This window comes from Cupriavidus sp. R6-3 (assembly GCF_059772245.1).
Genome location: NZ_JCBAJO010000187.1, coordinates 1 through 9,159, shown reverse-complemented (window position 1 = coordinate 9,159; position 9,159 = coordinate 1). Strand labels below are relative to the sequence as shown.

Here is a 9,159-nt window from a genome sequence, read left to right as displayed (position 1 = left end):
GAGACGCGCCCCTTCCACCCGCACCTGACGCTGGCGCGCTGCGCGCCGCATGCGGCCGAGCCACTGCTGCGCGAGTGGGTCGCCGCGCACCGGGAACTGGCCTGCCCGTCCTATCTGGCGCGGCGCTTCGTGTTGTTCGAGAGCCGCCTGCAGCGGCAGGGCGCCGAGCATCGCTGCCGCCGTGCCTTTGCCTTGCGCGAGCCGGAGCGGGACAACCCCCCGTAAGTCGGGCTCAAGTTTTGCGCCAGGGATGCCGTTTCTGTACTAGAGTCCCAACGCCCGCAATCTGGATCCCCGCACCCGCCCGCGTGATTTCATGAGTTCCCACGAGTCCATCGACCAGCCCGAGGCCGCCGTCCCGTCCGACGAGCAGTACCGCCTGACGCATGCCTCGCAGATCGGCACGGTGCTGCGCGATCTGGCGTGGCAGAAATGCACGCTGAACGTGCGCTCCGGCCGCGGCCGGGAAACCGTTTCCTCGGTGCTGCACGTCGATCCGGGCAGCCGCACCTTCATCTTCGACTGGTGCCGGACCGACGAGGAAGCGCGCGCGGTGCTCGAAGCCGAGGAAAACGCGATTTCGGCCTCGCTGCGCGGCGTGCCGGTCAACTTCACCATCGGCCAGCCGGAGCCGGTGCAATATCAGGGCGGCCCGGCGTTCAAGGCCCCGTTCCCGGACAAGCTCTATCACTTCCAGCGCCGCCGGCATTTCCGCGCGCGCACGCTGGTGACGCGGGGCTATGGCTGCGAAGGGCGGCTCGACGACGGTACCGTGGTCAAGCTCGATATCTCGGATCTGTCGCTATCGGGGGTTGGCCTGCGCTCGCGCACGGTCGGCGATACGCAGCTGCCGGTCGGTACGCGCATCGCCCGCGCCCGGCTCGATTTCCGCGAGCTCGGCAAGCTCGACCTCGATCTGCAGGTGGTGGGACATTGGCTGGTGGGCCGCGACGACAGCGCGATTCATCATTTCGGCTGTGCCTTCGTCAATCCGGACGGGCGGCTGGAAAATACGCTGCAGCGGCTGGTATTCGCGCTGGAATTGGCCCATCGCGGCTGATAAAAGGCGCCGGCGGTTCGCAGCGAAATCGGCCGAAAATCGCCGTCCGCAATCACATCGTTCGCGCGAAAGCGGGAAATCCAGCGCCATTGAAAGCCGCTGGTCCACGCTTTCGCGAGGATGACGCGCGGGTCGCGCCCTCGCGCTGTTTCTTCCCGCTGTTTCTTCCTTATTGCGGCTTGCTCTGCGCCACCATCGTGAGGGCGAGCATCACATCGCCGGACAGGCGGCCACCGTTCGATGGCATGCCGGCATCTTCCAGAATGGCCCACAAATTCTCGGAGCCGGCTGCAATCCGTTGACGCAGTTCGGCGAGATAGGCCTGTTCGGCGGGCATCAGGGGTCTCTCTGCCATGCGCATATCCGCGACGATTGCGCCAAGCGAGATGTCATCGAAAGTCATATTGGTGTTGCGGTAGTCTCTTTTTTGGCAAGAGTCTTTCAGGTTCGGACTTGTTGGACGGTGATTTTAGCAATGTATATCGCAACGCGATGCATGGAATACCGCGACTTTTCTCCGGTCTATTCCGAGGAGTGATGGCGGCGACGCGCCTCACGCTTTAAAGCGTGGCGATTGTGAGCATTGCGACATGATTCGCTTCAAACAAGCGGCGCAATATTGGCGTTAATTGTCGATTGTCGTTGTGGCGAGGAGACAGCAACGCAGGGCAGCGACACAGGGCTTGCCTGGTGCCGCACGGTCATGCCGCGTCCTCATGTCACACCGTCGTGCCGCAACCTCGCGCCGCAATCACGCCGCAATCACGTCGCAATCACGCCGCAATCAGCCTGCTCATTTCCATCGCGGCCTCGCGCATGCGGGGCAGCATGCGGGCTAGCATCTCCGCCTCGCCGACCTGCGTGGGCCGCACGCTGACGCTGATGCCGGCCACGACCTCGCCCGATTCCGCATGCACCGGCACCGCAAGCGCGCGCAGATCGAGCTCCAGTTCCTCGTCCACCACCACGTAGCCGAGCGTGCGGGCCTGCTCGAAGCACGCCTCCAGCTCGGTGCGCGACACCTTGGTCTGCAGCGTGCGCGGTCGCAGCTCCGCGCGCTCGAAGTAGGCATCGCGCGCCGGCTCGTCCAGGTGGGCCAGCAGCATGCGGCCGATCGACGTGCAGAAGGCCGGCAGGCGGCTGCCCATGCCGAGCGCGTGCGACAGCATGCGGCGCACCTCGCAGCGGGCCAGATACAGGATGTCGGTGTCTTCGAGGATCGCCAGCGCCGAGGTCTCGCCCACCGCGGCGCTGAGCCGGTCCAGGATCGGCTGTGCCTGCGCGACCAGCGCGGTCGACGAGAAGTAGGCGTGGCCGAGATGGAGCACGCGCGGGCGCAGCGCGAAGCGGCCGTCTTCCTGGCTGACATAGCCGAGCCGCTGCAAGGTATAGAGGCAGCGCCGCACCGAGGCGCGCGACAGCTGCGTGCGCTGCGCGATCTGCGAAATGGTCAGCGGCCGCCTGCGTTCGGAGAAGGCCTCGAGCACGTGCAGGCCTCGGGCCAGCGACAGCATGAAGTTCGGATCGCCCGCGTACTGGTCCAGCTGGTCCGGACGCGGCGGAGCCGTGCGCGGTGGGGCCGCATCGGCGCGCGCGGCGTCGGAGGCAGCGGGAGCAGCGGGCGCCGGAGCGGCGGTGGAGCGGGTGGCGTCCATATGGGAAAGGGCAGGAAGAGGGCGACAGCGATTGTTCGATAATCGCGCATCATAACCGGCCCCGGGGTGCTGCGGGAAATCTGCGGCCAGCGTCGCTGCGCGATGCCCGCGCGCTCCGCGCATTCGCCGGCGTGCGATCCGAGCATTCCCCGCCGCGCGACCCCTCGTTCTCCGCCGCGCTATTCCGCCAGCGCCGCCAGGATTTCCGCATGCAGCCGGCGATCGCCGCAGGCCACCACGCGTCCGCCATGCTGCGGATCGTCACCGGTCCAGCTGGTGATGATGCCGCCCGCGCCCTCGACGATCGGGATCAGCGCCTGCACGTCGTAGGGCTGCAGCCCGGCTTCGACCACCGCATCGACATGGCCGGCGGCGACCATGCAGTAGGCGTAGCAGTCGCCGCCATAGCGCAGCAGCCGGGCGCGGTCGGCCACGCAGCGGAACGCCTTCCGTTCCGGCTCGTCGCCGAACATCTCCGGCGTGGTGCACATCAGCTTGGCGTCGGCGAGGCTGACGCAGGGACGCGTGCGCAGCGGCGTCCTGCCGAGCCAGGCGGCGTCGCAGGTGCCGACGAAGCGCTCGCCGGTGAACGGCTGGTCCATCACGCCGAGCACGGGCCGGTCGCCGTCGTTCAGCGCGATCAGCGTGCCCCACAGCGGCAGGCCGGTGATGAAGGCGCGCGTGCCGTCGATGGGGTCGAGCACCCAGGTCAGCGGCGACGTGCCCTCGATGCGCTCATGCTCCTCGCCATGGATGCCATGGTCGGGATAAGTCGCGGCGATCAGCTCGCGCATCGCGGTCTCGGCAGCCTGGTCGGCGGCGGTGACGGGATCGAAGCGGCGGCCGCCCTTGTCCTGCACCTCGGCATGGGTGCGGAACAGCGGCAGGCTTTGCGCCGCGGCCGCGTCGGCCAGGCGGTGGGCGAAGTCCAGATATTCGTTCAGGCGTTCGGCGGGCAGCGGCATGGCGTCGGCAGCGGGTGGTTGCAGGAAGGGACGTGGAACGGGACCTGGGCAAGGGCGCAGGAAGGGCCGGCAAGGACCGGCCGATGCAGCGATGGTACGTCGGTCCCAACGGGCATGCCAGCCGCGCTTTGGGGACCTTGGCTCCGACTGACGCCTAGCGCCGGTTCGGCGCGACGATGCCGAATCGCTCCATCTGCCGGTAGACCGTCGCGCGCGAGATGCCGCAGGCCGCGGCGACCTCGGTCACGTTCCAGTGGTGCGCCTGCAGCGCGGCCAGCAACTGGCGCGCTTTCGGATCGTCGGGGACCGGCGAGCCGGCGGCATCGGATGCGGGCACGGACGGGGGCATGGATGCGGGCACCGATGCGGGCACAGACGCGGCCAGCGCGCGCAGCGGGCTCGCCGTGCCCGCGTCGGTCACCTCCGGCGGCAGGTCGCCAAGATCGATATGGCCGCCGTCGCTCATCGCCAGCGCGAAGCGCAGCACATTGCGCAGCTGGCGCACGTTGCCGGGCCAGTCGTAGGCCAGCATCGCGCGCCAGGCGTCGTTCGACAGCGTGGCGTCGATGTGCAGCTGGGCCGCTTCCTCCTGGCAGATGCGTTCGATCAGATAGGCCTTGTCCTGGCGCTCGCGCAAGGTCGGCAGATACAGCGTGGCGCCGCACAGCCGGTAATACAGGTCCTCGCGAAAGCGCCCCTCGGCGATCAGCTGGCGCAGGTCCCGGTGCGAGGCCGCGACCACGCGCAGGTCGACCGCGACCGGACGCTGCGCGCCGAGCGGGGTGACCTCGCGCTCGGACAGCACGCGCAGCAGCCGGCTCTGCAGGTGCAGCGGCATGTCGCCGATCTCGTCGAGGAACAGCGTGCCGCCATCGCTCTGCGCGATCAGGCCGCGCATGCCCTTGCCGCGCGCGCCGGTGAAGGTGCCGGCGGTATAGCCGAACAGCTCGCTCTCGATCAGCGTCTCCGGAATGGCGGCGCAATTGACCGCGATGAAGGCATGCTCGCGCCGGTTGCTGCTCTGATGCAGCGCCTTGGCGAGGACCTCCTTGCCGGTACCGGTCTCGCCGTGGATCAGCACATTGAGCGGCTTGTTGGCGAGGCGTTTCGCCTGCGTGATCAGCCGCTGCATCTGCGCGTCGTCGGCGCCCAGCGCATCGAGCGCGGCGGTGTCGCCGGGCTCGGGCGCGGCCGGTGCGGGAATGCGGTGCGGCATCACGCGCGGCGCGATCGCGCTGGCGTAGTAGACTTCGTCGCCATGCGTGCGCAGCGTGGCGCGATCGGACGACATGCCGGCGCGTGCGATGCGCCACAGGTCGCTCATGCTCTCGCGGAACAGCATCGTCAGCGGGCGCCCGATCACCGGGCCATGGTCCGCCGCACGCAGCGCGCGGCGCGCACCGCTGTTGATGCCGCAGACGATGCCGTCGGCGTCGAAGGCCACCATGATCTCGCCGCTGACGTCGACCAGCGACCAGGTCGCGCCCAGCCGCAGGATCCAGCGGTCGCGGAAGTAGCGCAGGAAATTGGCGTCCTCGATCATCTGCGCGTACATCGCCGTCATCTGCAGCGCCAGATGCTGGCTCTCGCGCGGACCGGGCGAGGTCAGCGCCGATACGTCGAGCACGCCGAGAAAGCCGCCGGTGGGGTCGAACAGCGGCGCGCTGTTGCAGGTCAGGCTGATGTGCGAGACGTCGAAGTGGTCGGTCTGGTGGCAGGTCACCGCATGCTGCTCGACGATGCAGGTGCCCACCGCGCAGGTGCCGGCCTGGCGCTCGCTCCAGTCGGCGCCGAGATAGAGGCCGGAACTCTTGAGTTCGCGATCCCACTGGTCGTTGCCGATGAAGTCCACCGCGATGCCGTGCGAATCGGTCAGCAGCAGCACGTAGCCGAGCGAGGACATGCGCTTGTACAGCTGCTCCATGCCGGTGCGGGCCACGCCGAGGAAGTCCTCGATCTGGTCCTTGTGCTCTCGCAGCCGTCCCGCCTCGACGATATGGGCCGGCATGCGGCGGCCGGGGTCCATGCCGTACTCGTTCACGCAGCGGATCCACGAGCGCTCGATCTCGCTGAGCGGCGGCCGCTCCGGATCGGCCTGGCTGGCGAGCGCCAGCACCTGCTCGACATGCGCGTGCCGGTGGGCGGCTTGCTTGGCACTGATCACAGGGTCTCCTTCGCTGCGCCTTGCCGTGGGGACGGTCGACGCTTATCTGCTGTTGTCTTCGTGGTGTTATCCAATATAGACCCGAAGGCGGACGGCGTCGGTACCGCGGGCCGCCTTTTCCCTCTCCCCCGGCCCCTCTCCCGCGGGCGGGAGAGGGGAGCCCCCCGGTGGCCGAGAGCGCTGCCCCTTCCCAGGCGCGACGACCTTACACCAGCCCCGGGGCGGACTTCAATCCCGACAAGCCCGGGCTCAGACCTCGCCCCTGCGCAGCGCGCCGGCCAGGTATTCGGCCTGGCGGATCGCCAGCGCGACGATCGTCAGTGTCGGATTGGCGGCCGAACTGGAGGTGAACTGGCTGCCGTCCGAGACGAACAGGTTCTTGACGTCGTGCGCCTGCCCCCAGCGGTTGACCACGCCGTCGCGGGCGTTGGCACTCATCCGGTTGGTGCCCATATTGTGACTGGCGGGATACGCCGGCATATCGATGACCCGGGTCGCGCCGACCGCCTCCGACAGCTTGCGGAACTGCTGCAGCCCGTGCGCCGCGATGGCCTCGTCGTTGCGGTGGTAGGTCTTGGTCACGATCGGGATCGGCAGGCCGTACTGGTCCTTCTCGGTCGGATGCAGCGTGATGGTGTTCTGCTCGCGCGCCATGTCCTCGCCGCAGACCCAGATCGCGGTCATGTGGTCGTACTGCTCCAGCGCCGAGGTCACGTCGCGTCCCCAGCCACCGGGCTTCATGAAGGCCGCCGTATAGGGCAGCCCCAGCGCCAGTCCCTCCAGGTAGTAGCCGCCGTTGAAGCCGCGCCTGGTATTGAGCGCGACCTCGTCGGCCACCACCGCGCCGATATCGAAGCCGCGGTACATGTAGACCGGCTTGCGATGGATCGCCACCGCGGCCGCGGTGGCGTGGTTCATGTAGTTGCGGCCGACCTGGCCCGAGGAATTGGCCAGCCCGTTGGGGAACAACGTCGAAGCCGAGTTCAGCAGCAGCCGCGCCGATTCGATCGAATTGCCGGCCACGCAGACCACGCGCGCCTTCTGCAGATGCTTGCGCCCCTTGCTGTCGGCATACAGCACGCCGTTGACCTTGCCGGACTTGTCGTGCTGGACCTGCAGCACCATGCTCTCGGGCCGCAGCTCGACGCGACCCGTCGCCAGCGCCTTCGGGATCTCGGTGTAGAGCGCCGACCATTTGGCGCCGATCTTGCAGCCCTGCATGCAGAAGCCCGCCTGCTGGCATGCGGGACGCCCGTCGTAGGGCGTGGAATTCGAGGCCACCGGCCGCACGATCTTGCGATAGCCGATCTTGCGCGCGCCGGCTGCCACCACCTTGTACTGGTTGCTTTCGGGCATCGGCGGCTGGCCGCTGGCGGCGCTGCCGGTCACGCCCATCTTCTTCTCGGCCTTGTCGTAGTACGGAGCCAGTTCCTCGTAGGTGATCGGCCAGTCCAGCACGTTGGCGCCTTCGACCTGCCCATAGATCTGCCGCGTGCGGAAGTCGTGCGGCTGGAAGCGCAGCGCGACGCCGGACCAGTGGATGGTCGAGCCGCCCACTGCCTTGACGATCCACGCCGGCAGGTTCGGATAGGTCTTGGTGTGGTGCCAGCCGCCGGCCGAGATCCGCTTGTCGAGCCACGAGATCTTGCGGAACATCGCCCATTCGTCGTTCTCGAAGTCCGCCTGCGTGTAGTGCTTGCCGGCCTCGAGGATCACGATCTTGCCGATGCCCCGCTGCGCCAGCTCGTTGGCCAGCGTGGCGCCGCCCGCGCCGGAGCCGATGATGACGACCGCGTCGCGGTCGTTCAGGTCGATCCGTGTTGCCATGTTTTGTCTCCAGTGTTGTCTCGATGCGGTACCGCGGTACGGTCAGCGGTGCCGTCTGTGCGGCCCTGCGATGCGCTTGCGGATCAACTCGCGGACCAGATTGCGGACCCCATTGCGGATCGAATGGGCCGATCAGATCCAGTCGATGTCGTTGAAGCCGCGGTTCGCGTAGCCGCCCTTCTCCCAGGAAGAGCCCTCGTAGCCGAGCAGCGGCCAGACCGCCTTGTTGTCGTAGAGGCTGGTCACCATCTCGCCGCGCACCTTCTCGAAGAAGGGCGTGGTCTCGATGGCCTTGAGCAGCGCGACCCGGTCGGCCTCGTCCTGCAGCTGTGCATAGGGTTTGCCGTGCTTGCGCTGCGCGGCCGCGTCGAGCTCGCGTACGCCCCGCTGCAGCAGCGTGCGGACCGCCTTGTCCTTGGCGGCCGCCTGGTCCAGCGGCGCGATGGCCTGCACGTAGTAGCGGTCGGCGAAGCGGTCGTGCGGGAAGATGTCGCGCGCCATCACCAGCAGGGTGCGCGCGGTCGGCGTGCCCAGCGCCTTCAGGTCGGTGACCAGCGCCTCGCGCGCCGGCTTGGCCAGCGCGCCGGGCGAGACCACGGCGACGCCGATGGCGGCCAGGCCCGTGCCGCGCAGAAAGCCGCGCCGGGTCACCGGCTGGGTCTTGGCCACGATGCGCATGCCGGCCGCGGGCGCGGCGGCATCCTCGTGCTGGATGTCGTCTTGCATTTGTCGTCTCCTTCGGTGGGATATCGGTATCGTTGTGTTCGCGGCGTCGGGCGTCGGACGTCGGGCGTCGGGCGTCGGGCGGCGGTTCGGCGGCATTCGGCGGCATTCGGCGGTGTTTGGCTGCGTTTGGCAGCTTGGGGCCGCATCAGGCAGCTTCGGACCGTATCGCGCAGCGTCGGCAGCGTTGGCCGCGCCGCGCTAGCCTGGCGGCGCCGCGGCACCGCGCGGCCGCGTTGCGTGACGGATCGAAGCGCACGGCATGGGCTCGTGGTCGTTCGCCGCCACGCTGCCGAGCACGTCGGTCAGCATGTGGTGCAGGCGGTCGGCCAGCACCTCGGCGATCACCGGCGCGCCCAGCTCGGTCTCGCACGACGTGGTGCGGTCGGCGAGCGCATCCCCCAGGCCCGCCGGCTGCCCGAGCGCTTCGCACAGCAGGCGCCAGTCCGGCGGCGCGATCAGCGTGCCCGAGGTCAGCAGCACGCCAGTGCGCCGGCGCAGCTGCGCGAGGCCGACGATCTTGCGCGAGTCGACCACGACCTCCCAGGGCGACAGGCCGCCATAGCAGGCCCACGTCAGTGCCGCATCCGCCTGGTGGCTGCGCGCCTGCTCGGGCGGCAGCGCGAACGCCGCGATGCCCATGTCGCGCAGCAGGCCGGCATGCAGCACGCCTAGCCACCGGTAGCTGCCGATCGGCCCGCTCGACAGCAGTGCGTGATCGGGCGGCAGCACGATCGAGGCCGACAGCATCCACGGGCCGGTCAG

The 9,159-nt window shown here is 68.7% G+C and carries 9 protein-coding genes; 2 read left to right on the top strand and 7 right to left on the bottom strand.

Annotated elements, in window-relative coordinates; translation table 11 throughout:
* Together AC6EI8_RS20740 and AC6EI8_RS20735 are read left to right on the top strand one after the other, a co-directional pair.
* A partial coding sequence (locus tag AC6EI8_RS20740; protein ID WP_498382751.1) for a 2'-5' RNA ligase family protein occupies positions 1-225 on the top strand: 225 nt, incomplete at its 5' end.
* 91 nt (positions 226-316) lie between these two features.
* Positions 317-1,060, top strand: a complete 744-nt coding sequence (locus tag AC6EI8_RS20735) for a flagellar brake protein (RefSeq protein ID WP_149318462.1) — start codon at positions 317-319, stop codon at positions 1,058-1,060.
* Positions 1,061-1,229: 169 nt separating this feature from the next.
* On the opposite strand, the gene AC6EI8_RS20730 is transcribed toward AC6EI8_RS20735, so the two are convergent.
* The 7 genes from AC6EI8_RS20730 to AC6EI8_RS20700 all read right to left on the bottom strand — a co-directional run.
* A complete protein-coding gene (locus AC6EI8_RS20730; protein ID WP_006576881.1) occupies positions 1,230-1,463 on the bottom strand; it encodes a hypothetical protein in 234 nt (77 codons plus the stop codon).
* Positions 1,464-1,833: 370 nt separating this feature from the next.
* Positions 1,834-2,715 carry an IclR family transcriptional regulator domain-containing protein gene (locus AC6EI8_RS20725; RefSeq protein ID WP_265633536.1) on the bottom strand — a complete coding sequence of 294 codons (882 nt, stop codon included), beginning with the start codon at positions 2,713-2,715 and terminating at the stop codon, positions 1,834-1,836.
* A 179-nt stretch (positions 2,716-2,894) separates the two neighbouring features.
* Entirely contained in the window at positions 2,895-3,680 is a 786-nt protein-coding gene (hisN, locus tag AC6EI8_RS20720; protein ID WP_498382750.1) for a histidinol-phosphatase, read from the bottom strand.
* 154 nt (positions 3,681-3,834) lie between these two features.
* Positions 3,835-5,844, bottom strand: a complete 2,010-nt coding sequence (locus AC6EI8_RS20715; RefSeq protein WP_498382749.1) for a sigma-54-dependent Fis family transcriptional regulator — start codon at positions 5,842-5,844, stop codon at positions 3,835-3,837.
* Positions 5,845-6,093: 249 nt separating this feature from the next.
* The gene (locus tag AC6EI8_RS20710; RefSeq protein ID WP_149318458.1) at positions 6,094-7,671 is read right to left on the bottom strand and encodes a GMC family oxidoreductase; all 1,578 of its coding nucleotides are present in this window, start codon (positions 7,669-7,671) and stop codon (positions 6,094-6,096) included.
* Positions 7,672-7,803: 132 nt separating this feature from the next.
* Positions 7,804-8,397 carry a gluconate 2-dehydrogenase subunit 3 family protein gene (locus AC6EI8_RS20705; protein ID WP_223129692.1) on the bottom strand — a complete coding sequence of 198 codons (594 nt, stop codon included), beginning with the start codon at positions 8,395-8,397 and terminating at the stop codon, positions 7,804-7,806.
* A 198-nt stretch (positions 8,398-8,595) separates the two neighbouring features.
* Positions 8,596-9,159, bottom strand: a 564-nt coding sequence (locus AC6EI8_RS20700; protein WP_498382748.1) for a ligase, incomplete at its 5' end; no start/stop codon positions are given.